This window comes from Nocardioides glacieisoli (assembly GCF_004137245.1).
GTDB classification, from domain to species: Bacteria; Actinomycetota; Actinomycetes; order Propionibacteriales; family Nocardioidaceae; genus Nocardioides; species Nocardioides glacieisoli.
Genome location: NZ_SDWS01000001.1, coordinates 66,972 through 88,775, shown reverse-complemented (window position 1 = coordinate 88,775; position 21,804 = coordinate 66,972). Strand labels below are relative to the sequence as shown.

Here is a 21,804-nt window from a genome sequence, read left to right as displayed (position 1 = left end):
CAGCGCTGGCTCCGACCCACGCTCAGGTTAAGGAGCGCGGCTCGGTGTTCCCGGCAGGACACGCGCGAGGCGCGTGGGGCGGAGGTGAAAGATGCCTCGCTCAGCGCGTAGCGCGCGAGCGAGCTCGCGGCTACGCGCTGAGCTCGGGAAACCAGATCCCGATCTCGCGGGCGGCGGACTCCTCGGAGTCCGAGCCGTGCACGAGGTTCTGCTGGACGGCGAGGCCCCAGTCACGACCGAGGTCGCCGCGGATGGTGCCGGGGGCGGCGACGGTGGGGTCGGTGGCGCCCGCGAGGGAGCGGAAGCCCTCGATGCACCGCTCGCCCTCGATGACCACGGCGAGCACCGGACCGGAGAGCATGAACTCGACGAGCGGGCCGTAGAACGGCTTGCCCTCGTGCTCGGCGTAGTGGGCGGCGAGGATCTCGGGGGTCGCGCTGCGCAGCTCGACGGCGGCGAGCGTGTAGCCCTTGCCCTCGATCCGGCGCAGGATCTCGCCCGAGAGGCCGCGGCGTACACCGTCGGGCTTGACGAGGACGAGGGAGCGCTGGGGGTCGGTCATGCCGGAAGCCTAGCCAGCGTCGGACTGGTCGGCGCGCCAGGCCGCCCAGGCCTCGGCGCGCTCGCGCTCGATCTTGCGGCCGAGCAGGTCGGCGCCCGCCCAGAGCGCGGCGAAGATCGCGCCCAGGCCGAACATCACCGGGACGACGAAGCCGAGCGCGATGGCCGCGACCTGCACGACGTACCCGGCGAGGTAGGCCCACTCCGCGCGGAGCATGCCGGCGAGCAGCAGGCAGACCACGGCCAGGCCGAGCCCGACCGACAGCGCCGTGCTGGTGTCGACGTCGGCGATGGTGATCATCACCGGGGCCGTGAGTCCGAGCGCGATCGCCTCGAGGCTGAGCACGGCGGCGCACATGCCGCGGCGCGGAGAGCGCTCGGTGTTGGCAGGAGCGTCGGGCGCGGGCGTCTCGCTCACTGGCGGCCCTTGAGCATCGCGCGCGCCTCACCCACGGTGACGACGGAGCCGGTCACGAGGACGGCACCCGAGCCGATCGACACCTCGATCGCCTCCTGCGCCTCGGCGAGCGTGGCGGCGCGGTCGATGGCCTCCGCGAGGTCGGGCACGACGCTGACCCGGTCCTCACCGAAGACCTCCGCGGCGGCGCGGCCGAGGGCGGCGGCGGACATCGAGCGCGGGGTGGAGTTCTGGGTGCAGACGACGTAGGAGAGCACCGGCTCCAGGGCGTTGAGCAGGCCCTCGTGGTCCTTGTCCTCCATCACGCCGAGCACGCCGACGAGCGGGCTGAACGCGAAGGAGTCCTCCAGCGCCGCTGCGAGCGCCTCGGCGCCGTGCGGGTTGTGGGCCGCGTCGAGCACGATGGTGGGGCTGCGGCGGATGATCTCGAGCCGGCCCGGCGAGGTCACCTCGGCGAACGCGGCGCGGACCAGGTCCTCGTCGAGCAGGCCGGTGCCGAACGACTCGACCGCGGCGAGGGCGACGGCGGCGTTCTGCGCCTGGTGGGCGCCGTAGAGCGGCAGGAACACGTCGTCGTACGCCCCGCGCAGGCCTTGGAGGGACACCATCTGGCCGCCGACCGCGGGCGTGCGGCTGATGACGCCGAACTCCACGCCCTCGCGGGCGACCGTCGCGCCGACCTCGGCGGCCCGCTCGAGCAGGACGGCGGCGACCTCCGGGGTCTGCTCGGCGAGCACCGCGACCGAGCCGGGCTTGATGATCCCGGCCTTCTCGACCGCGATCGTGGCCGCGTCGCTGCCGAGGTACTTCTCGTGGTCGACGGCGATCGGCAGGACCACCGCGACGTCGGCGTCGACCACGTTGGTCGCGTCCCACGCGCCGCCCATCCCGACCTCGACCACGGCCACGTCGACCGGCGCGTCGGCGAAGGCGGCGTAGGCCATCCCGACGATCGTCTCGAAGAAGCTCAGCGGGTGCTCCTGCTCGGCATCGACGAGGTGCGTGTACGCCGCGACGTCGTTGAACGCGCGGACGAAGGCCTCGTCGTCGAGCGGCTCGCCGTCGACGCTGATCCGCTCGCTCATCTTCTCGAGGTGCGGGGAGGTGAAGCGGCCGGTGCGGAGGTCGAGGGCACGCAGGAGCGTCTCGATCATCCGACTGGTGCTGGTCTTGCCGTTGGTGCCGGTCAGGTGCACCGTGCGGAACGAGCGCTGCGGCTCCCCGAGCAGCTCGGTGAACGCCTGGATCCGGTCCAGGCTCGGCTCGAGCTTGGTCTCCGGCCAGCGTGACAGCAGGGCGTCCTCGACCTCGGCGAAGGTCTGGGCTGGGCGGGCTTCAGGCTGGGTATCAGTCATCTCGTACCGAGTCTAGGGGGCACCGTCAGCAGCGGACGATCCGCTTCCACGGCTTCACGACCTCGAGCGAACGACCGTCGAGCGGGTGCTCGCGGAACTGGTCGAGGGCGTCGGCCCAGCGCGGGTCCGCGGTGCCGGTGACGTACATCGCCGAGCCCTGGTCGGCGTAGACCAGCCCGTAGCGCTTCATCGCGACCACGACGGCCTTGGCCGCGCCCGAGTAGCGGGCCGTCGGGAACGACTTCTTCAACCGGAAGCGCATGCCGTACGCCGGCAGGTCCCGCGCCGTGTTGCCGCTCGGGCCGCAGTGGCGGGCCGGCCACGTGTACGCGTGGCGGGCAGTCGGGAGGGTGAAGCGCAGGGCATGGGTGATCCGGCCGGACGCCGCCTCATCGTAGGACAGCAGGCCGGGCAGGATCGGCAGGCCGGCGGCGTCGGCCGAGGTCCAGCGGGCCGGTCGCAGCTGGTTGGACGACAGGTCCCAGCGGGCGGCCGCGGCGGCCCGCCAGGCGACGACCCTGCCGGAGGAGTCACGCACCCGCTCGGCGGCGTACAGCTCGACGAGGTCGCAGGTGCCCCGCCGCACGGTGATCACGTGCCGGTCACCGGAGTCGGGGTCGGGGTCGGCGGTGCTGCCGCCCTCGATCGCGGCGTCGGCCGGGACGAACACCGGCCCGCGGTCGCTCTCGTCGCCGTAGTCCTCGCCGTCCACGCCGAACTGCAGCGGCAGCAGCGGCTGGTCCTCGTTGACGACGTTGACCGGGATGCCGTAGTACTCCTCGCTCGTGCCGAGGTCGAGGTGCAGGTCGTGCCCCGCCGCCTGCGCGGCCACGATCGCGCGGGACTGCTTCCACACCGGGCGACCGTCGATCCGCCGGTTCCACGGGTTGTCGGCCGGGAACAGCGCGCACCCGCCGACCGCGTGCACCGGCGCCGCGTGCCGCTCGACCTGCGGGGCGGCCCCGGCCGGCAGCGCCACGGCGGCGACCACGAGGGACAGGGTGAGGAGCAGGGTCGTGCGCATCCGACGAGGCTAGGGCTTCACGGGGACGGTGACGAGGTGCTCGGCCATCTCGACGACCGGCTCGTAGCCGAGGCCGGCGTAGATCTTGTTCGAGGTGGGGTTCGCCTGGTCGGTGAACAGGCACATCCGGTTCCCGGCCTCGAGCCCGCGTCGCGTCAGCTCGCCCACGACGTACGACGCGATGCCGCCGCCGCGGTGCTCCCGGGGCGTGTAGACGGGGCCGATGCGGGCGACCCCGTAGGACGGCAGCCCCGAGCCGGTGAGGTGCGCGACGGTGCCGTCCGGCAGCTCCCAGAGCCACTCGACACCCTCTCGGATCCGGATCAGGACGCTGTCGAGGGTGTTGTGCTCCCCGGACTCCGGGTCGGGCTCACGGCCGGCCTGCTCGTCGGCCTCGGCGTGGAAGGCGGTGAACCACGCGAGCACCAGCTCCGCGTCGTCCTCGGTCGCGAGGCGCAGGCGTCCCTCGGGCGCCGGCGGGACCTCGACCGAGGTGCACTCCCAGAGCCGGGTCGCCTTCTCCGACACCATCTCGCCGCCGGCGAGCTCGGCGGTCGCCCGGGCGAGCACCTCGGCCCCAGGCAGGGCGCCGTTGGCCCCGCCGAGGTGCTCGCCGCGCTCGTGCAACGCCGTCGCGAGGGCGTACGCCGCATCGTCCGACATCGGCAGCGCGAAGGTCGGGTAGGGCTTGAACGGAGCCGTCCGCATCGCCGCGCTCACCACCGTGCCGGCGTCGTCGCGGACGACCACCCACCACCGCTCGAAGGGTGCGCCGACCTCGGCCCACGAGTCGGTCCCGGACGCGATCTCGCGCGCCGTCCGCGAGGTGACGCTGGCGATCACGCTGCCCAGGACGGGCTCCGCGGCGAGCAGGTCGCCGGCGACGTCGAGGAACGGCTGCGGGGCGGTGAAGAACTCGAGCTCCATGGCAGGACGCTATCCACGGCCGCGACACGGTCGATACTCGTTTTCGCAGGCAGGAGGCCCGTCCATAGACTCAGCACATGACTGAGAACCCCAGCACCCAGGCCCCGGAGACGACGAGCACCGATCCGCGTGCCGTCGTCGTACCGGAGCGTCCGGCGCTGGAGGGGCTCGAGGACAAGTGGTCGCGCACGTGGGCTGACAACGACACCTATGCCTTCGACCGCACGCAGCCGCGGGAGAACGTCTACTCCATCGACACGCCGCCGCCGACCGTCAGCGGGTCGCTGCACGTCGGCCACGTCTACTCCTACAGCCACACCGACCTGATCGCGCGCTACCAGCGGATGCAGGGCAAGGCCGTCTTCTACCCGATCGGCTGGGACGACAACGGCCTGCCGACCGAGCGCCGCGTCCAGAACTACTTCGGCGTGCGCTGCGACCCCACGCTGCCGTACGACGCCGACTTCACGCCCCCGGAGAACCCGGACCCCAAGAAGCAGGTCCCGATCAGCCGGCCCAACTTCATCGAGCTGTGCGAGCAGCTCGTCGTCGAGGACGAGAAGGCCTTCGAGGCGCTCTGGCGCCAGCTCGGCCTCTCGGTCCAGTGGAACCCGACCTACACGACGATCGGCGACCACTCCCGCACCGTCAGCCAGCGCGCGTTCCTGCGCAACTACGCGCGCGGCGAGGCCTACCTCTCCGAGGCGCCGACGCTCTGGGACGTCACGTTCCAGACCGCCGTCGCCCAGGCCGAGCTCGAGGCGCGCGACTACCCGGGTGCCTACCACCGGGTCGCGTTCCACAAGCCTGACGGCTCGCCGCTCCACATCGAGACGACGCGACCGGAGCTGATCCCGAGCGTCGTCGCGCTGATCGCGCACCCCGACGACGAGCGCTACCAGGGCCTGTTCGGGACCACGGTCACCTCTCCGGTCTTCGGCGTCGAGATCCCCGTCCTCGCGCACCCCGCCGCCGAGCCCGACAAGGGCGCGGGCATCGCGATGTGCTGCACGTTCGGTGACCTCACCGACGTCATGTGGTGGCGCGAGCTCAGCCTCCCGGTCCGCACGGTCGTCGGCCGCGACGGGCGACTGCTCCGCGAGACGCCCGAATGGCTCGGCAGCGACGCCGCGTCGACGGCGTACGCCGAGATGGCGGGCAAGACGACCTTCAGCGCCCGCGAGGCGATGGTCGCCCTGCTCCGCGAGTCCGGCGACCTCGACGGCGAGCCCAAGCCCACCCAGCGGATGGCAAACTTCTTCGAGAAGGGCGACAAGCCGCTCGAGATCGTCGCCACGCGTCAGTGGTACATCAAGAACGGCGGCCGCGACGCGCAGCTGCGCAAGGAGATGCTCGTCCGCGGCGAGGAGATCACCTGGATCCCCGCCCACATGAAGCACCGCTACGACAACTGGGTCGGCGGCCTCAACGGCGACTGGCTGATCTCGCGGCAGCGGTTCTTCGGCATCCCGTTCCCCGTCTGGTACCCCCTCGACGCCGACGGCGAGCCCGACCACGACCACCCGCTCATGCCGTCGGAGGACCAGCTCCCGGTCGATCCGTCGACCGAGGCGCCGCACGGGTACACCGAGGACCAGCGTGGCAAGCCCGGCGGCTTCGTCGGTGACCCCGACGTGATGGACACGTGGGCGACGTCGTCGCTGACGCCCCACATCGCGGGCATGTGGGAGGTCGACGACGACCTGTTCTCGCGGGTCTTCCCCTACGACCTCGCGACCCACGCACACGACATCATCCGCACCTGGCTCTTCTCCCGTGTCGTCCGCGCCGACTTCGAGAACGGCGTCGCGCCCTGGTCGCACGCGATGATCTCGGGCTTCATCGTCGACCCCGACCGCAAGAAGATGTCGAAGTCCAAGGGCAACGTCGTCGTCCCGACCGACATCCTCGAGAAGTACGGCGCCGACGCCGTCCGCTGGCGCGCCGCCATCGGCCGCCCCGGCATGGACTCGCCCTTCGACGAGACGCAGATGAAGGTCGGGCGCCGGCTCGCGATGAAGGTGCTCAACGCCTCGAAGTTCGTCCTCGGCAACGTCGGCGCGACCTCGCTCAGCCCGGCCGCCGTCAGCAACCCGGTCGACTGCGCCCTGCTGGGCCGGCTCGAGATCGTGGTCCGACGGGCGACCGAGGCGTTCGACGCGTACGACTACACGACCGCGCTCGAGGTCACCGAGAAGTTCTTCTGGGAGTTCTGCGACGACTACCTCGAGCTGGTCAAGGAGCGTGCGTACGACACCGACGGCGGGGTCGGCACCGACTCGGCCCGCGCCACGCTGGCCATCGCCCTGCACGTCCAGCTGCGCCTGCTCGCGCCGATCCTGCCCTACGCGACCGAGGAGGTCTGGTCGTGGTGGCAGGAGGGCTCGATCCACCGCGCCGCCTGGCCGACCGCCGCCGACCTGGGCTCCGCGGCAGCCTCGCAGCCGCTGGTCCTGGACGCCGTCGCGGCCGCCCTCACCGGGATCCGCGGAGCGAAGTCGCAGGCGAAGGCCAAGATGCGCGCCCCGCTCTCCCGCGTGGAGATCACCGGCCCGACCGCGCTGGTCGAGGCTGCCCGGGAGGCGGAGGACGACCTCCGCGCCGTGGGGAACGTCGTCGGCTCGCTCGACTTCGTCGCCGACGACTCGTTGAACGAGCTCCGCGTCACCGCCGAGCTCGCGCCCGTCGAGGACGCTCCCGCGACCTGACCCGCACCCGACCTTCGCGTCGAGCGGTGATCCAGCCACATGTCCGACGCTCGGAACGTGGCTGGGGCACCGCCGGCCCGGCGTGTCCGCGTGCGACCCGCGTCGAGCGGTGCTCCAGCCACATGCCTTGCGCTCGGCACGTGGCTGGGCCACCGCCGGCCGGCGGGTCGGCGCCCGAGCGGTGCGTGGGGAGGATTTCGGACGCGCTGGATCCGCCTCAGCCACCGCTGGCGCGCGTGTCCCCGTACGACCCGCGCCCGAGCGGTGCGTGAGGAGTGCTCAGGGGGCGCAGAATCCTCCTCACGCACTGCTGGGCGAGGAGATGAAGGGCTCAGCCCTTGCGGCCGGCCTTCCGTGCGTCCTTGGCAGCCTGAGCGGCAGCCTTCTCTGCATCGCGGGCAGCCCTGTCGGCAGCCTTCTCCGTGTCGCGGGCGGCCTTGTCAGCGGCCTTCTGCGCGTCGCGGGCGGCCTTAGCCGCGGCCTTCTCGGCGGCCCGGGCGGACCTGGCGGCCGTCTTCTCCGCGCGACGCTCGGTCCTCGCGGCCTCACGGTCGGCCTTGCGCTGCGCCCTGGCCTCGTGGCGGGCAGCCTTGCGCTCGGCGCGGGCAGCGGCCCGGTCGGCCTGGCGGTCGGCCCTGCCAGCGGCGCGGTCGGTCGTACGGCCGGAGGTGTCGTCGGCGGTGTCGTCGGCGACCAAGGTCTGGTCAGAGGTGGTGGTGGCCGTCTCGAGGGAGGTCGTGGCGGTCTTCGCCTTCTTCGCCACCGTCGTCGCGGGCGACGGAGTCGGCACCGGGAGCGGCTGCGTGCTCAGCACGACCGGGAACCCCGTCTCGACCGGCTCGGCAGCGTCAGGGGCGGGCGCAGGAATGCGCTCGACGTGACCCCCCACGGACGACGCGATCGGCTTGCCCGGCTGGACGAAGTCGAAGCTCCAGCCACGGCCGACCGAGAGGAGCATCAGGACGGCACAGAGCATGGCGACGAGAGCGAAACCGACGAGCGGCCGCTTCGGATCAACCCCCACGGGGTCCCCTTCCCACACATGGACGAGACGCCAGTCTGGGCGGGTCATGACGCGTGATCACGGTCGATGGTCAGGAATAGTCCGAAATGACTAGACCAGTCTGGTCACATCGGACTACCCAGCCCCCGGGAACGCCCGGGGGCTGGACCGGGAAAGGACCGGGAAAGGACCGGGAAAGGACCGGGCGAGCGTCAGGCGGACTTCTTCTTGCGGCCCTCGGACTCGCGCAGGACGAGCGTCGGCGCGACGTCGTCCTCGACGGTCTCGCGGGTCACGATCACCTTCGCCACGTCGCCGCGCGAGGGCACGTCGTACATCACGTAGAGGAGGACCTCCTCGATGATGGCGCGCAGCCCGCGGGCACCGGTGCCCCGCTCAAGCGCCGCGTCGGCGATCGAGTCGATGGCGTCGGGGGTGAACTCGAGCTCCACACCGTCGAGGTCGAAGAGCTTCTGGTACTGCTTGACAAGCGCGTTGCGCGGCTCGGTGAGGATCTGCACGAGCGCCGCGCGGTCGAGCTTGGAGACGCTCGCGATGAGCGGGAGGCGGCCGATGAACTCGGGGATCAGGCCGAACTTGGTGAGGTCCTCGGGCCGGACCTGGACGAGGTAGTCGTCGGCCTCGCGCTCGGCGGCGCCGCGTACGTCGGCCATGAACCCCAGCGACTTCTTGCCGACGCGCTGCTCGATGATCTGCTCGAGCCCGGCGAAGGCACCACCCACGATGAAGAGGATGTTGGTGGTGTCGATCTGGATGAACTCCTGGTGCGGGTGCTTGCGTCCGCCCTGCGGGGGCACCGACGCGGTCGTGCCCTCCAGCATCTTGAGCAGCGCCTGCTGCACGCCCTCGCCCGAGACGTCGCGCGTGATCGAGGGGTTCTCCGACTTGCGGGCCACCTTGTCGATCTCGTCGATGTAGATGATGCCGGTCTCGGCCTTCTTGACGTCGTAGTCGGCGGCCTGGATGAGCTTGAGGAGGATGTTCTCGACGTCCTCGCCGACGTAGCCGGCCTCGGTCAGGGCGGTCGCGTCGGCGATCGCGAAGGGCACGTTGAGCATCCGGGCGAGGGTTTGGGCGAGATAGGTCTTGCCGCAGCCGGTGGGCCCGATGACGAGGATGTTGGACTTGGCGACCTCGACCACGTCCTCCTTGGCCTTGCCGCTGACCGGCTGGAGACCCGACTGGACGCGCTTGTAGTGGTTGTAGACCGCAACGGCGAGGGACTTCTTCGCGTGCTCCTGGCCGATGACGTAGGAGTTGAGGAACTCGAAGATCTCCTTGGGCTTGGGCAGCTCCTCGAGGCTGACCTCCGAACCCTCGGCGAGCTCCTCCTCGATGATCTCGTTGCAGAGCTCGATGCACTCGTCGCAGATGTAGACGTTGGGACCCGCGATGAGCTTCTTGACCTGCTTCTGGCTCTTGCCACAGAAGTTGCACTTCAGCAGGTCGCCGCCGTCACCGATACGTGCCACGAGTCGTGTCCTCCAGTCTCGCCGGGCGGGGGCCGCGGCGTTCAACACCTTGCACTGTCCGGTCTTGCAAGGGGCCCGACGACGGTACCCCGTGCCGGCCCCGGGCGGGGGCCGGACACGAGATGTCGCGGGTCATGATTTCTGCGCCTCAGACGAGCGCGGGAACGCCCTTGCGGGACTCGATCACCGCGTCGATGAGGCCGTACTCCACGGCCTGCTCGGCGGTGAGGATCTTGTCGCGCTCGATGTCGGCGCTCACCTGGTCGAGGTCCTTGCCGCTGGAGTCGGAGATCATCCGCTCGAGCAGCTCGCGCATGCGGAGGATCTCGTTGGCCTGGATCTCGATGTCGGAGGTCTGGCCGAACGTCCCCTCGGTGTAGGGCTGGTGGATCAGGATGCGGCTGTTGGGCAGCGCCATCCGCTTGCCCTTCGCCCCGCTCGCCAGGAGGATCGCCGCGGCGGAGGCAGCCTGCCCCAGGCACACGGTCTGCACGGCGGGCTTGATGAAGCGCATCGTGTCGTAGATCGCGGTCAGCGCGGTGAACGAGCCGCCGGGGCTGTTGATGTAGATGCTGATGTCGCTGTCGGGGTTCATCGTCTCCAGGCACAGCAGCTGGGCGATGACCGCGTTGGCCACGTCGTCGCTGATGGGCGTGCCGAGGTAGATGATGCGGTCCTCGAAGAGCTTGGCGTAGGGGTCGATGCGCCGGAACCCGTAGGAGGTGCGCTCTTCCCACTGGGGGATGTAGTAGTTCATGTTCAGTCCTTCTGCGTGGAACTGGATTGGCGGGCCGGGCGACCCTCGTCGGCGGCCTCGCGGGCGCTGGTGATGACCTTGTCGACGAGGCCGTACTCGACGGCCTGCGGGGCGGTGAACCACCGGTCACGGTCGGCATCGGCGACGACCTGGTCGACGCTCTGGCCGGTGTGCTCGGCGATCAGGTCGAGCAGCACCTTCTTGATGTGGAGCGACTGCTGGGCCTGGATCTTGATGTCCGAGGCCGAGCCGCCCATCCCCGAGGACGGCTGGTGCATCATGATCCGCGCGTGCGGGAGGGCGTAGCGCTTGCCCTTCGTGCCGGCGCAGAGCAGGAACTGGCCCATCGAGGCCGCGAGGCCCATGCCGACCGTTGCGACGTCGTTGGGGATGTAGTTCATCGTGTCGTAGATCGCCATGCCGGCGTCGACCGAGCCGCCGGGGCTGTTGATGTGGAGGAAGATGTCCGCCTCCGGGTCCTCGGCGGAGAGCAGCAGGAGCTGGGCGCAGATCGCGTTGGCGTTCTGGTCGCGCACCTCCGAGCCGAGGAAGACGATGCGCTCACGGAGGAGGCGCTGGTAGATGTGGTCGTCGAGGCCATACATCCCACCGGCGCCGTTCATCTCGGGCGAGAGGGCTGGGCTGGAGTTCTGGTTCACGCTGGCGACATTAGCCGGAAGGTCGGACACTTCCACGCGACAACCCGCCCTGTTCGCCCAGAGCGGATTCGGGTGCGCAGCGGCCGGACCGGGTGCAACGTCAGCCGAGGGCGACCTCGGCCAGGACCTCGCGGAAGACGCGGTAGCGCTCGGCCCCGACGCGCTCGGCCCACTCCTCATCGCACGCGTGCAGCACCAGGGTGGCGCGGCGCACTGCGTCACGACCGCGCGCGGTGATGCGTACGCGGCGGGCGCGCGCGTCGTGCTCGGCGACCGCCACCTCGACCATGCCGAGGCCCTCGAGCTGCCGCACGAACTGTCCGCACCCCTGGGTCGTCATCTCGACGCTGTCGGCCAGCTCGCTGATCGTCAGCCCGTCCGGCGGCAGCCACTCCAGCACCCGCAGCTGGGAGGGACGCAGCTCCGGGGCGTCCTCAGCGAGCCGCTCGCGAAGACGGGCGAAGACCATGCCCATCAGCATCGGGAGGTGCGGCTCGACGGCCGGCAGCCGGCCCTTGACGTCAGTCATGAAAGCAACTTACCTTTTCTTGTCATGAAAGTAACTTTCACGCCTGGTGCCTCCCGAGGCACGCACGACCGGAGGGCGCTGGGCGCCGACGACGTCCCGGACACCGAGCTGGCCGCCCTGGTCGCCGCGCTGTGGCAGGTGCCGGGCGTCGAGCTGCTGGACTCCGAGGCCGAGGTCGTCGACTACCACGTGCCCTCGATCCTCACCGGCGCCCGCACCTGGGTCCGCGGTCACGCCGACGCCGGGGACGGCCCGCGGGCGTACGCACTGTTCGTGAAGCGCGTGCACAGCTGGCGCCACTCCCCCGCGTTCGCCTTCGTGCCGCCGGAGATCGGTGAGTGGGCGGCGACCTCCGTGCCGTGGCGGTCCGAGCCGCTGCTCTATGCCAGCGACCTGGCCGATCGCCTGCCCGAGGGGCTCTCGATGCCTCGCGCGGTTCGCGTCGACGAGCGGGCCGACGACACCGCCACCATCTGGATGGACGTGGTGGAGGCGAGCCCCGAGCCCTGGGACACGGGGACGTACGTCGAGGCCGCCGGCCTGCTGGGGCGGATGAGCGGCAGCGCGAGGGTCGCCGAGCTGGCCGCGATCGACCCGCAGCCATGGCACATCCAGTACTTCGTCGTGGGCCGCATCGGGCACACGGTGCTGCCCGGCCTCTTCGACGACGCCACCTGGGAGCACGAGCTCGTCGCGCCCTGCTTCGGTGACCTGCGCGCCCCGCTGACGGGCGTGGCCAACCACCTCGACGCACTCGCGGAGGAGTTCGCGGCGATGCCGCACCGCGCGTCCCACGGCGACGCGTGCCCCAACAACCTGCTGCGCCACCCGTCGGGCACCGGCTTCACGCTCATCGACTTCGGCTTCTGGCGTCCGCAGCCCGTCGGCTTCGACCTGTCCCAGCTCCTCGTGGGCGACATCCAGATCGGGCGGCGCGACGCCGCTGACCTGCCCGAGCTGGCCGAGGCCTGCCTGACGGCGTACGCCGACGGGTTGGCCGCGGAGGGTGCCGAGGTGCCGGACGCGGTCCTGCGCCGCGGCCACGCCGTCAGCCTCATGCTGTTCAACGGCCTGCCGAGCCTGCCGCTCGAGCAGGTGGCCGAGGCCCAGCAGCTGGACGACGCCGGCGAGCTCACGGACGAGCGGCTCGCCGCGATGCACGACTGGTCGCTCCAGCGCTCCCGGATCGCGCGCTATGCCCTGGACGTCCTGGCACGCACCGACCCCGCGTAGCTCCCCGCACGCAGCGACCGGCGCCCACCAGAGGTGGACGCCGGTCGTGGTGCGAGTGGGCGGAGGCTCAGGCCTCGTCGTCCGCCTTGGCCTCGTCAGTGGCCTCGTCGGCGGCCTCGTCGGTCACCTCGACGGGCTCGCCGATCGTGCCGTCGGGACGGAGGTTCTTCAGCTCGACCACGTTGCCCGAGGCGTCCTTGACGGTCGCGGACTCCACGATCTGCGCCAGCGCCTTGCCGCGCATGATCTCCTGCACGAGCTCGGGGATGTGGTTGTGCTCGAACATGTGGTTCGCGAACTCCTGCGGGTCCTGCCCGGACTGCTGGGCACGACGCACGAGGTGCTCGGAGAGCTCGGCCTGGTCGATGCCGAACTCCTCCTTCTTCGCGATCTTGTCGAGGATGAACTGCGCGGCGACGGCGTCGCGGACCCGGCGCTCGACGTCGGCCTCGAACTCCTCCTGGGTCTGGCCCTCGTCCTCGAGGTACTTCTCCATGGTGATGCCGGCGAAGCCGAGCTGCTGCTCGACGTTCTGGCGACGGGCGTTGAGCTCGTCGGTGACCATCACCTCGGGGAGCGGGATCTCGACCTTCTCGAGGAGGGCCTCGAGGACGGCGTCGCGGGCCGCTGCGGCCTGCTCGAGGCGCTTGCCCCGGCCGAGGCGCTCGCGCACGTCGGCAGTGAGCTCCTCGGAGGTGTCGAACTCAGAGGCGAGCTGCGCGAACTCGTCGTCGTACTCCGGCAGCTGCTGCTCCTGCACGGCCGTCACCTTGACGGTGACCTGCACGGCCTCGCCGACCAGGTCACCACCGACGAGCTCGGAGTCGAAGGTCTTGTCGTCGCCGGCCGACAGGCCGACCAGGGCCTCGTCGAGACCGTCGATCATGCCGCCGCGGCCGACCTTGTAGGACATGCCGGTGACCTCGCCGCCCTCGACGGCCTCGCCGTTCGCGGCCGCGAGGAGGTCGATCGTGACGAAGTCGCCCTCGGCGGCCGCACGCTCGACCGGGACGAGGGTGCCGAAGCGCTCACGCAGCGCCTCGACCTGCTCGTCGACGTCGGAGTCGGAGATCTCGATGTCCTCGACCGTGGCCTCGAGGCCCTCGTAGGACGGCAGCTCGAAGTCGGGCTTGATGTCGACCTCGGCGGTGAACTCGAGCGACTCGTTGTCCTCGAACTTCGTCACCTCGATCTCCGGCTGGGCCAGCGGCTCGAGGTCGTGCTCCTGCAGGGCGGCCATGTACTGCTGCGGGACGACGGCGTTGATCGCCTCGTCGAGCACGGGGCCGCGGCCGACCTGGCGGTCGATGACCGCCGGCGGGACCTTGCCCCGACGGAAGCCGGGGACGTTGATCTGCTTCGCGATCTTCTGGTACGCCGCGTCGAGGCTCGGCTTGAGCTCCTCGAAGGGCACCTCGACGGTCAGCTTGGCCCGGGTCGGGCTCAAGGTCTCGACGGCGCTCTTCACAAATGTCTCCTGGTGCTGGTCATGGGGATGGGCGCGCGCGCATGGGGGAAGGCGCGACCGCGAACCACGAGAGTCTATCGAGCGTGCACGCAGGGGCCGAATCAGTCGGGGCGACAGGACTCGAACCTGCGGTCTCCTGCTCCCAAAGCAGGCGCGCTAGCCACTACGCTACGCCCCGCCAAACCGGCCTCCGGGCCGCCAGGACGGCGGCCCGACGGCCTGCTTGGAGCGGATGACGGGAATCGAACCCGCGTAGCCAGTTTGGAAGACTGGGGCTCTACCATTGAGCTACATCCGCGCGGGAGTCATGGTGCCACAGGTGCGCCTGTGGTCCCCCATCGGTCAGGGTGCCTCAGCGGCGGTGGACCAGCAGCAGCGCACGGTCGTCGCTGCGCGAGCCGAGCGACTCGATCAGGCGCTCCGCCCCACCCTCGAACTGCCCGCGCAACAGCCGCTCGGCCTGTCCGAGCATCTTGTCGATGCCCGAGGCGATGTCACGCGTGCGGGTCTCGACCATGCCGTCGGTGTAGAGCAGCAGCGCGTCACCGTGGCGCATCTCCCCCGAGGTGGCGGCGAAGTCGACCCCGTCCATCAGGCCGAGGATCGGCCCCTCCGTCTCGATCACCTCCCACCGACCCGAGCCCGCGTGGCGCAGGGCGGCCGGTGGGTGACCGGCGCTGCGCAGGTCGTAGCGCCCGGTGTCGAGGTCGAGGGACAGGTGGATCGCCGTCGCGAACCCCTCGTCCCAGTCCTGCTGGAGCAGGAACGTGTTGGCGCCGGCGAGGAAGTCGCGCGGCGGCAGGGCGCTGAGCAGGCCGCCGATGGCACCCGACAGCAGCAGCGCACGGGTGCCGGCCGCCTGACCCTTGCCGGACACGTCGACGACGGCGACGTCGAGGCGGTTGCCGACGCGTGAGGTCACCACGAAGTCACCGGCGAAGGGCGTGCCACCGGCGGAGCGGAGCTCGGCAGCGGCGTACCACTCGTCGGGAAGCGCGGGGATGCCGCCCTGGCGCAGGATCCGGTCGCGGAGGTCGACGAACATCTGCTCGCCCTGGATGCCTGCGACGCCGAGGCGCGAGCGGCGCAGGGACGACAACAGGACGAGCAGCCCGAGGCCGAAGATGATGATCACCGTGAGCACGACCCGGACATTGATGTCCTGGACCACCACCACGATGGCGAGCACGAGCAGCACGAACAGGACGAACCAGGGCAGCTGGCGCGGCCCGAGCATCAGGCTCGACACGACCAGCGGCACCAACAGGGTCGTGAGCGGTGTGTAGCTCGGGAGCAGCCAGATCGTCACTCCGATGGCGACCGTTGCCACGACGAGCGCCACCACCAGCCGTGAGCCGCGCGGAAGGACCTGGTTGAGCGCTCCCTCGAGCCGCTGGCCCGCGCTGCGGGGGGCGCGGTCGCGGGCAGGGCTCATGTCTGCGCTCCTCCCGATGCGCCGGCGTGCTTGGACGCAGACTGTACGGCTCGGGAGCGGAAGGTGGGCTGACATCTCGGACACCAGAAGATGTTGCGTCCGACGAGCTGACCGGTCCGGACCGTCGAGCCGCAGACGTGGCACGGCATCGAGGTGCGCCGGTAGACGTAGACCTCGCCCCCGTGGTCGTCCTGACGGGGTGCCCGGCCCATGGCTTCCGGCAGGTGCTCGGGTCGCACCGTGTCGATGCGGTTGGTGCGCACGCCCTCGGCCATGAGCTCGACCAGGTCGGCCCAGATCGCGCGCCACTGCCCGATCCGGAGCGTGTCGCCGGGGCGCAGCGGGTGGATGCGGTGCCGGAAGAGCACCTCGGCGCGGTAGACGTTGCCGACGCCGGCCAGCACCTTCTGGTCCATCAGGAGGTCGCCGATCGCGCGCGGGCTGCGAGAGATGCGTCGCCACGCCTGGCCCGGGTCGGCGTCGTTACGCAGCGGGTCGGGACCGAGCCGTCCGAGGATCTCAGCGCGCCGGGCGGGACCCACCAGGTCGCACAGGATGGCGCCCCGGAGGTCGGCGTACGCCGTCCCGCGCGGGTCGGCGTCCGCGCCGGTCACCAGCCGGAGGCGCACGGCGCCCACCGGTGCGGGCACGTCGTCGACGTCGGTGTGCACGTCGAAGGTGCCGATCAGGCCGAGGTGCACGTGGACGAAGCGCTCGTGGTCGAGGTCGACGAAGAGGTGCTTGCCCGCCGAGTCGGCGCCGACGACGGTCGCGCCGTCGAGCTGGGTGGCCTCGGCCTCGAACCGACCCTGCGGCGACGAGACGCGGACGACCCGCCCGGCGAAGGCGGCCGTGAGGTCGTCGGCGAGCCGGCGGAGGGTGTGGCCCTCAGGCATCCGGGTCGTCGGGTGTGGCCGGGGTGTCGGGACCGCGCAGGGCGGACTCCGGCAGCGGGGGCAGCTCGCGGGTCTCGTCGTAGACGGACAGCTGGCCGATCCGTCGGACGTGCCGCTCGTCGCCGGAGAACGGCGTGGTGAGGAAGACCTCGATGAAGCGGGTCATGTCCTCGACCGAGTGCATCCGGCCGCCGACCGACACGACGTTGGCGTCGTTGTGCTCGCGGCCGAGGGCAGCCGTCTCCTCCGACCACGCGAGGGCGCAGCGGATACCGGTCACCTTGTTGGCCGCGATCTGCTCACCGTTGCCCGAGCCGCCGATGACGACACCGAGCGAGTCGAGGCCCTCGGCCCGCTCAGCGGCGACCGCCTCGCCCGCGCGCAGGCAGAAGACGGGGTAGTCGTCGGCGGCGTCGTAGACGAACGGGCCATGGTCGACGGGTTCGTAGCCGTGGTCGACCAGCCAGTGGAGGAGGTGGTCCTTCAGCTCGAGTCCGGCGTGGTCGGAGCCCAGGTGAACGCGCATGGCGGAAGTGTTCCAGAATCGTGCGACACCGGTTCAGCCGGTCGCCTCCCAGGTGCGTCCGAACCGGGCCATGCAGTGCCAGAGCCACTTCACGGCCTGTGGGTCGTGGTGTCCGGAGCGCTGGGCGGCGCCGAGCAGTGCGGGCGTGACCTCCCGGCCGAGCTCGCGGGCGAGGGCGATCGGGACGATGCCGCGGTAGGCCTCGTCGATGTCGTCGGCGTTGATCCGGTAGCCGGGGTGGGTCTCGACCGCCACCCCCAGCCCGTCGAGCAGGCCACCGGACGCGGCGAGGTCACTGGGGTCGACGACAACCGCCTCGACGTCATCGGCCAGCGCGACTCCCCCGTGGACGTGGGCCTCGACGTAGTCATTCAACGGGTCGTCGAGCGGCAGGTCGGCTGCGGCCGCGGGCAGCAGTGCCGCGTCGAGCAGCCCGGCGTCTGCGAGCCGGCACAGCTCTGCAAGCCGCTCCGGGCCACCGACGGCCTGAGGGGCGTAGACGCTGTCGGGCCAGCAGAACGTCGCCCGCTCGAGCACCTCGGGGCGCAGCCGGAAGTACGCCGATCCGAATCGCGGTGCCGCGCCGTAGGGGTCGTCGCGGCGGTTCCACGCGCCGTACACCGGCCTCGCGGCGGGGTCACCGTCGTCGTACCTGCCCTCGAAGAGCCTGCTCTCCCACAGCCATCGTTGTCCGCCGGGGTGCGCGGTCAGACCACCGTTGGACGTCCCGGTCAGCCACTGGCTGCGGTAGCGACCGTCGGCGGCGATCGCGTCGAGCACCGTCCCCCCGCTGTGTGCCCAGCCGGGATGGAAGTGCAGCACGACCGTGCGAGCCACGCGGGTCAGCCGCCGAGGTGCTGGTCGATCCACCCCGCCACCGTGCGGACCAGCGGCTCGGACGCGGCGAAGTGGGCATGCCGCCAGAAGCCGTGGGTCTGCCCGAGGCAGCGGATGCCGACGGTCTCCACGCCGGCCTCGGCGAGCAGCCGGGCGAGCTCCTCCCCCTCGTCGCGCAGCGGGTCGGCCTCCGCGCTCGCCACGAAGGTCGGCGGGAGGGTGTCCAGCCGGTCGGAGAGGAGCGGCGCGAGGTCGGGGTCGTCGAAGTCGGCCTCGGTGCGGGCGTACTGCGCCCAGTACCAGTGGGCCTCGGCCGGGTCGAAGCCCGTGTCCCGCGCCTCGTCCCACGAGGGAAAGGCGCAGCGGGGATCGAGGAACGGGTAGATGAGCGCGACCACGGAGAAGAACCCGGGGTTGCGCAGTGCCGCGACGAGGGCGAGGTTCGCGCCGGCGGAGTCGCCGTGGGCGGCGTACGGCCCGGCGAGGTCGGATCCCGCCCCCTCGCGGCGGAGCCAGCCGACGACCGTGTCGAGGTCGTCGGGCGCGGCCGGGAACGTGGCCTCCGGGGGGCGGCGGTACTCGACGCTCAGCACCGCGCGTCGACCGCGGTTGGCCATCCGGCGGCAGATGCCGTCGTGGACGTCGACGTCGTTGAGGACGAAGCCGCCGCCGTGTGCATGCACGACCACGCCCGGGAGCGCGTCCGCCGGCGTGAACAGGCGGCACGCCACACCGTCGGCGTCGACGTCGGCCACCGAGGCGACGTCCTCGCGGGGCAGCTGCAGGTTGGCCACACGTACGACCTCGCGGTGCGCCGCCACGTCGAAACCGGGCGCCGTCAGGTCCGGGCTGGTGTCGGCCTCCACGGCCGCGCGGACCTCGGGGTACATCGCGGCGCGTCTCAGCGCGACATCAGCGCGTCGAGGCCGACCGCGACGGCCGCCGCGACCCGGAAGTCGACCCGCTCGTCGGGCACGGAGACCCGGTAGCGGTCGCCGAACGACATCTTCCGTTCGACCGAGAAGAGCGCGTTGCCCTCTGCGTCGACGAAGTCGAAGTGGATCGGGATGAAGTCGAGCTCGGTCAAGCGACGCAGCAGGCCCACGACCTGGTTGCGCTCCCGGCCGGTGCCCGAGTAGCCCGGCCCCTCGATGTGGAAGGTCGAGCGCAGCAGCGAGGCGCCGAAGTCCTTGCGGAAGAAGCCGATCTGGGCGCCGCCCTCGTCGGTGATGTCGTAGCCGGCGTTGAGGTCGATCTTCTTGCGGGCCTTGAAGCCGAAGACCGGTCGCGACTTCCCCGCGTCGGCGTAGAAGGTCACCTGCTCCTTGAACGCCATCCGCTTCTGCTCGGCCAGTGCCATCAGGCGGGTCGGGTTGCCCGACGCGTCGGACTCCGACACCTCGTAGCGGTTGACCATCATGGTGAGCTTCTGCTTCACCACGAAGTGCGGCAGGTGCATCTCGGCAGCATTCTCGGCAGGCATGCGAAGAGCCTAGTCAGCCGAGACGCGCGCCAGCTCCTCGTCGACCACCGACGGGTCGAGCTTGGTGAAGACGGGCGTCGGCTTCTCGACCGTCGCGCCCACCGTGACCGGCGTCCACTCCCAGCGCGGGGTGCCGGAGTAGTCGCCGGTGATGACGGGGTACGACGTCAGCCCGGCGCCGTTGTCGGGGTCGAGCTCGTCGACCTGCTCGATGCGCGGCATCGGGACGAAGTCACCCTCGCCGCCAAGCACCCGGTGCACCTTGTTGGCGGCATGCGGCAGGAAGGGCGAGAGCAGCGAGTTGCAGTCGCTCACGCACTGGACCGCGACGTGGAGCACGGTCGCGAGGCGGTCGCGCTGCGACTCGTCCTTCATCTTGTAGGGCTCGGTGACGGTGAGGTACTTGTTCACCTCTCCGACGATGCGCATCGCCTCGGCGGTCGCGGCGCGCAGGCGGTGGTGGCCGAGCAGGTTGCCGACGCTCTCGAACCCACCGCGTACGGCGGCGAGGACGGCCTCGTCGACCGGCTCGAGCTCGCCGAGCGGAGGGATCTCGCCGAAGCTCTTCGCGACCATCGTGGCGGTCCGGTTGACCAGGTTGCCCCAGCCCGCGACGAGCTCGGAGTTGTTGCGGGTGACGAAGTCGGCCCACGTGAAGGCGGCGTCGGAGGTCTCCGGGCCGGCGGCGCAGATGAAGTAGCGCAGCGGGTCGGGGCCGTAGCGGGCGAGGAAGTCGCCGACGTAGAGCACGTGGCCGCGCGAGGTGGAGAACTGCTGGTCGCCCATCGTGAGGTACTCGGAGGAGACGACCTCGGTCGGCAGGTTGAGCAGGCCGTACGACCCCGGCTGCCCGCCGCGCGATCCCTGGCCGTTGTAGGCCAGCAGCTCGGCCGGCCAGATCTGGGAGTGGAAGACGATGTTGTCCTTGCCCATGAAGTAGTAGGACAGGGCGTCGGGGTCGTTCCACCAGGCGCGCCACGCATCCGCGTCGCCTGACCGGCGGGCCCACTCGATGGAGGCGGACAGGTAGCCGATGACCGCGTCGAACCAGACGTAGAGCCGCTTGGTCGGCTGGTCCTCCCAGCCCGGCACCGGGATGCCCCAGTCGATGTCGCGCGTCATCGCGCGGGGCCGGATCTCCTTGAGGATGTTCTGGCTGAACTTGATGACGTTGGGTCGCCACGTGCCGCTCGACTCCCGCTCGTCGAGCCACTCCCCCAGCGCGTCGGCGAGGGCGGGCAGGTCGAGGAGGAAGTGCTGGGTGTCGACGAACTGCGGCGTCTCGCCGTTGATCTTCGACCGCGGGTCGATCAGGTCGGTGGCGTCGAGCTGGTTGCCGCAGTTGTCGCACTGGTCGCCGCGGGCGTCCTTGAAGCCGCAGATCGGGCACGTGCCCTCGATGTAGCGGTCGGGCAGCGTGCGGCCCGTCGACGGGCTGATGGCCGCCTGCATGGTCTGCTCGACCATGTAGCCGTTGGCCAGCACGGTGCGGAACATCTCCTGCACGACGCCGTAGTGGTTGCCGGTCGTGGTGCGGGTGAAGAGGTCGTAGGACAGGCCGAGGTCGGCGAGATCGTTGACGATGACCGCGTTGTTCTTGTCGGCGAGGTCCTTCGCGCTCACGCCCTGCTGGTCGGCGGTGACGAGGATCGGCGTGCCGTGCTCGTCGGTGCCCGAGACCATCAGCACGTCGTGGCCGGCCATCCGCATGTAGCGACTGAACACGTCGGAGGGCACGCCGAAACCGGCCACGTGGCCGATGTGGCGCGGGCCGTTGGCGTACGGCCAGGCGACGGCTGACAGGACACGAGTCATGGGGATGAGCCTAGTGACCGGGCGCGACCCGATTTCCGCGGGTCGCGCCGGTCGGGGCGCAGGCGATCAGGAGAAGTCGAGGTCACCCGTGCGCGAGCGCTTGAGCTCGTAGAAGTACGGGAACTTCGCGAGCGCGACCGCGCCGTCCCAGACCTCGCCGGCCTCCTCGCCGCGCGGGATCTTCGACATCACGGGGCCGAAGAAGGCCGAGCCGTTGATGTGGATGGTCGGCGTCCCGACGTCGTCGCCGACGGCGTCCATTCCCTCGTGGTGGCTCTTCGCGACTGCGTCGTCGAGCGACGCGTCGTCCCAGGCCTCGATGAGGTCCGCCGGGAGGCCGACGTCGGCCAGCGAGGCGGCGACCGTCTCGCGGGTCAGCTCCTCCTCGTTGTTGTGCCGACGGGTGCCGATCGCGGTGTACCACAAGCCGAGCGTGGCGTTGTCGTGGTCCTGGGCGATCTTGATCGCCACCCGGACGGGCTTCTCCGTGCCGGCGAGCATCTCGCGGTAACCGTCGGGGATGTCCTTGTCCTTGTTGAGGTACGCCAGCGACATCACGTGCCACTGCACGTCGATCTCACGGACCTGCTCGACCTCCTTGATCCACCGCGAGGTGATCCAGGCGAACGGGCAGAGCGGGTCGAACCAGAAGTCAGCAGTAGCCATACCGTTCCCAA

At 70.8% G+C, this 21,804-nt stretch carries 21 protein-coding genes and 2 tRNA genes; 2 read left to right on the top strand and 21 right to left on the bottom strand.

Translation table 11 applies throughout. The annotated features are described in order from the left end of the window. Positions 1-130: 130 nt before the first annotated feature. From ndk to EUA06_RS00435, 5 genes are read right to left on the bottom strand one after another with little or no spacing between them, the layout of a single operon-like run. Positions 131-562 carry a nucleoside-diphosphate kinase gene (ndk, locus tag EUA06_RS00455; protein ID WP_129473049.1) on the bottom strand — a complete coding sequence of 144 codons (432 nt, stop codon included), beginning with the start codon at positions 560-562 and terminating at the stop codon, positions 131-133. A 9-nt stretch (positions 563-571) separates the two neighbouring features. Then, entirely contained in the window at positions 572-979 is a 408-nt protein-coding gene (locus EUA06_RS00450; protein WP_242497890.1) for a DUF4233 domain-containing protein, read from the bottom strand. Continuing rightward, on the bottom strand, positions 976-2,334 hold the full coding sequence (locus EUA06_RS00445) for a bifunctional folylpolyglutamate synthase/dihydrofolate synthase (RefSeq protein WP_129473048.1): 1,359 nt from the start codon (positions 2,332-2,334) through the stop codon (positions 976-978). The genes EUA06_RS00450 and EUA06_RS00445 overlap by 4 nt, the downstream gene beginning before the upstream one ends. A gap of 25 nt (positions 2,335-2,359) precedes the next feature. Further along, positions 2,360-3,358: a hypothetical protein gene (locus EUA06_RS00440; RefSeq protein WP_129473047.1), complete on the bottom strand. Its 999-nt coding sequence runs from the start codon at positions 3,356-3,358 to the stop codon at positions 2,360-2,362. 9 nt (positions 3,359-3,367) lie between these two features. Then, a complete protein-coding gene (locus EUA06_RS00435) occupies positions 3,368-4,285 on the bottom strand; it encodes a GNAT family N-acetyltransferase (RefSeq protein WP_129473046.1) in 918 nt (305 codons plus the stop codon). Positions 4,286-4,362: 77 nt separating this feature from the next. Here EUA06_RS00435 and valS point away from each other — a divergent pair, with 77 nt between their 5' ends. Beyond that, entirely contained in the window at positions 4,363-6,993 is a 2,631-nt protein-coding gene (gene valS / locus EUA06_RS00430; RefSeq protein WP_129473045.1) for a valine--tRNA ligase, read from the top strand. A 331-nt stretch (positions 6,994-7,324) separates the two neighbouring features. Here valS and EUA06_RS00425 read toward each other — a convergent pair whose 3' ends face one another. The 5 genes from EUA06_RS00425 to EUA06_RS00405 form a co-directional block, all read right to left on the bottom strand. Then, positions 7,325-8,017: a hypothetical protein gene (locus EUA06_RS00425; RefSeq protein ID WP_129473044.1), complete on the bottom strand. Its 693-nt coding sequence runs from the start codon at positions 8,015-8,017 to the stop codon at positions 7,325-7,327. A 191-nt stretch (positions 8,018-8,208) separates the two neighbouring features. Next, positions 8,209-9,489: an ATP-dependent Clp protease ATP-binding subunit ClpX gene (gene clpX / locus EUA06_RS00420; protein WP_129473043.1), complete on the bottom strand. Its 1,281-nt coding sequence runs from the start codon at positions 9,487-9,489 to the stop codon at positions 8,209-8,211. 148 nt (positions 9,490-9,637) lie between these two features. Beyond that, positions 9,638-10,246, bottom strand: a complete 609-nt coding sequence (locus EUA06_RS00415) for an ATP-dependent Clp protease proteolytic subunit (protein ID WP_129473042.1) — start codon at positions 10,244-10,246, stop codon at positions 9,638-9,640. 2 nt (positions 10,247-10,248) lie between these two features. Then, positions 10,249-10,869 (bottom strand): ATP-dependent Clp protease proteolytic subunit, encoded by a 621-nt coding sequence (locus EUA06_RS00410; protein ID WP_129473707.1) that lies wholly within the window; start codon positions 10,867-10,869, stop codon positions 10,249-10,251. A gap of 136 nt (positions 10,870-11,005) precedes the next feature. Continuing rightward, complete coding sequence (locus EUA06_RS00405; RefSeq protein ID WP_129473041.1) at positions 11,006-11,434, bottom strand: MarR family winged helix-turn-helix transcriptional regulator; 429 nt, start codon at positions 11,432-11,434, stop codon at positions 11,006-11,008. Between the two features lie 24 nt (positions 11,435-11,458). Between EUA06_RS00405 and EUA06_RS00400 the strand changes: the two genes are divergently transcribed. Further along, positions 11,459-12,667 (top strand): phosphotransferase, encoded by a 1,209-nt coding sequence (locus EUA06_RS00400; RefSeq protein ID WP_129473040.1) that lies wholly within the window; start codon positions 11,459-11,461, stop codon positions 12,665-12,667. A 67-nt stretch (positions 12,668-12,734) separates the two neighbouring features. On the opposite strand, the gene tig is transcribed toward EUA06_RS00400, so the two are convergent. The 11 genes from tig to EUA06_RS00345 all read right to left on the bottom strand — a co-directional run bounded on the left by tig (position 12,735) and on the right by EUA06_RS00345 (position 21,793). Next, positions 12,735-14,135 carry a trigger factor gene (tig, locus tag EUA06_RS00395; RefSeq protein WP_129473039.1) on the bottom strand — a complete coding sequence of 467 codons (1,401 nt, stop codon included), beginning with the start codon at positions 14,133-14,135 and terminating at the stop codon, positions 12,735-12,737. Positions 14,136-14,240: 105 nt separating this feature from the next. Next, positions 14,241-14,313, bottom strand: a tRNA-Pro gene (locus EUA06_RS00390). A 46-nt stretch (positions 14,314-14,359) separates the two neighbouring features. After that, positions 14,360-14,433, bottom strand: a tRNA-Gly gene (locus tag EUA06_RS00385). A 54-nt stretch (positions 14,434-14,487) separates the two neighbouring features. Continuing rightward, the gene (locus EUA06_RS00380; protein WP_129473038.1) at positions 14,488-15,570 is read right to left on the bottom strand and encodes a PP2C family protein-serine/threonine phosphatase; all 1,083 of its coding nucleotides are present in this window, start codon (positions 15,568-15,570) and stop codon (positions 14,488-14,490) included. Continuing rightward, entirely contained in the window at positions 15,567-16,466 is a 900-nt protein-coding gene (locus tag EUA06_RS00375) for an Fpg/Nei family DNA glycosylase (RefSeq protein WP_129473037.1), read from the bottom strand. The genes EUA06_RS00380 and EUA06_RS00375 overlap by 4 nt, the downstream gene beginning before the upstream one ends. Beyond that, on the bottom strand, positions 16,459-16,992 hold the full coding sequence (locus EUA06_RS00370) for a ribose-5-phosphate isomerase (RefSeq protein ID WP_129473036.1): 534 nt from the start codon (positions 16,990-16,992) through the stop codon (positions 16,459-16,461). Before EUA06_RS00370 ends, EUA06_RS00375 begins: the two co-directional genes overlap by 8 nt. Positions 16,993-17,025: 33 nt before the next feature. After that, positions 17,026-17,829 (bottom strand): DUF3626 domain-containing protein, encoded by an 804-nt coding sequence (locus EUA06_RS00365; protein ID WP_207208147.1) that lies wholly within the window; start codon positions 17,827-17,829, stop codon positions 17,026-17,028. A 5-nt stretch (positions 17,830-17,834) separates the two neighbouring features. Next, positions 17,835-18,719, bottom strand: coding sequence for an alpha/beta hydrolase (locus EUA06_RS00360; RefSeq protein WP_129473035.1), 885 nt, complete (start codon positions 18,717-18,719; stop codon positions 17,835-17,837). Between the two features lie 11 nt (positions 18,720-18,730). Continuing rightward, a complete protein-coding gene (locus EUA06_RS00355; protein WP_242497889.1) occupies positions 18,731-19,312 on the bottom strand; it encodes an LURP-one-related family protein in 582 nt (193 codons plus the stop codon). Between the two features lie 9 nt (positions 19,313-19,321). Then, positions 19,322-21,127, bottom strand: a complete 1,806-nt coding sequence (metG, locus tag EUA06_RS00350; RefSeq protein ID WP_129473034.1) for a methionine--tRNA ligase — start codon at positions 21,125-21,127, stop codon at positions 19,322-19,324. 66 nt (positions 21,128-21,193) lie between these two features. Then, positions 21,194-21,793 (bottom strand): mycothiol-dependent nitroreductase Rv2466c family protein, encoded by a 600-nt coding sequence (locus EUA06_RS00345; protein ID WP_129473033.1) that lies wholly within the window; start codon positions 21,791-21,793, stop codon positions 21,194-21,196. Positions 21,794-21,804: the final 11 nt, after the last annotated feature.

Coding starts and splice junctions, on each gene's coding strand:
- ndk (WP_129473049.1), bottom strand. CDS start 562: ATGACCGACCCCCAGCGCTCCCTCGTCCTCGTCAAGCCCGACGGTGTA.
- EUA06_RS00445 (WP_129473048.1), bottom strand. CDS start 2,334: ATGACTGATACCCAGCCTGAAGCCCGCCCAGCCCAGACCTTCGCCGAG.
- EUA06_RS00440 (WP_129473047.1), bottom strand. CDS start 3,358: ATGCGCACGACCCTGCTCCTCACCCTGTCCCTCGTGGTCGCCGCCGTG.
- EUA06_RS00435 (WP_129473046.1), bottom strand. CDS start 4,285: ATGGAGCTCGAGTTCTTCACCGCCCCGCAGCCGTTCCTCGACGTCGCC.
- valS (WP_129473045.1), top strand. CDS start 4,363: ATGACTGAGAACCCCAGCACCCAGGCCCCGGAGACGACGAGCACCGAT.
- EUA06_RS00415 (WP_129473042.1), bottom strand. CDS start 10,246: ATGAACTACTACATCCCCCAGTGGGAAGAGCGCACCTCCTACGGGTTC.
- EUA06_RS00410 (WP_129473707.1), bottom strand. CDS start 10,869: ATGAACGGCGCCGGTGGGATGTATGGCCTCGACGACCACATCTACCAG.
- EUA06_RS00405 (WP_129473041.1), bottom strand. CDS start 11,434: ATGACTGACGTCAAGGGCCGGCTGCCGGCCGTCGAGCCGCACCTCCCG.
- EUA06_RS00400 (WP_129473040.1), top strand. CDS start 11,459: ATGAAAGTAACTTTCACGCCTGGTGCCTCCCGAGGCACGCACGACCGG.
- EUA06_RS00380 (WP_129473038.1), bottom strand. CDS start 15,570: ATGAGCCCTGCCCGCGACCGCGCCCCCCGCAGCGCGGGCCAGCGGCTC.
- EUA06_RS00375 (WP_129473037.1), bottom strand. CDS start 16,466: ATGCCTGAGGGCCACACCCTCCGCCGGCTCGCCGACGACCTCACGGCC.
- EUA06_RS00370 (WP_129473036.1), bottom strand. CDS start 16,992: ATGCGCGTTCACCTGGGCTCCGACCACGCCGGACTCGAGCTGAAGGAC.
- EUA06_RS00360 (WP_129473035.1), bottom strand. CDS start 18,719: ATGTACCCCGAGGTCCGCGCGGCCGTGGAGGCCGACACCAGCCCGGAC.
- EUA06_RS00355 (WP_242497889.1), bottom strand. CDS start 19,312: ATGCCTGCCGAGAATGCTGCCGAGATGCACCTGCCGCACTTCGTGGTG.
- metG (WP_129473034.1), bottom strand. CDS start 21,127: ATGACTCGTGTCCTGTCAGCCGTCGCCTGGCCGTACGCCAACGGCCCG.
- EUA06_RS00345 (WP_129473033.1), bottom strand. CDS start 21,793: ATGGCTACTGCTGACTTCTGGTTCGACCCGCTCTGCCCGTTCGCCTGG.